1 pseudogene is annotated in these 291 nt (G+C 72.2%); it reads right to left on the bottom strand.

The features are described from left to right. Positions 1–261 (bottom strand): annotated as a pseudogene (locus tag GT030_RS36815) (leucine zipper domain-containing protein); the annotation flags it as partial. Positions 262–291: the final 30 nt, after the last annotated feature.

Here is a 291-nt window from a genome sequence, read left to right as displayed (position 1 = left end):
GGGCCCGGCCGGCCTGCCGGCCCAGCACCTTGTGGCCGCCGCCGTCGGGGATGCGGCCGAGCTTCTTGACGTCGACGTGGACCAGACCTGAGCCTCGGTGGCGGCTGCAGTCCGGTGCGGGGACGGCTGGAGCGGTCGATGAGTCCGCTCTCGCCCTCTGAGCGCCGGCGCCGGATCCACTGGTGTGCTGAGGGACGGGAGATGCCCATCTCGGCTGCGACGTGTGCGACGGGACGGCCGGCGGACACGTTTGACGAGCAGTCGCCTGCCGTGAACGGTCAGCCGGGCATT

The organism is Streptomyces sp. SID1328, from assembly GCF_009865595.1.
GTDB classification, from domain to species: Bacteria; Actinomycetota; Actinomycetes; order Streptomycetales; family Streptomycetaceae; genus Streptomyces; species Streptomyces griseoluteus.
Note: the sequence above shows the minus strand (reverse complement) of the source record. Positions and strands in the feature narration are given on the sequence as shown.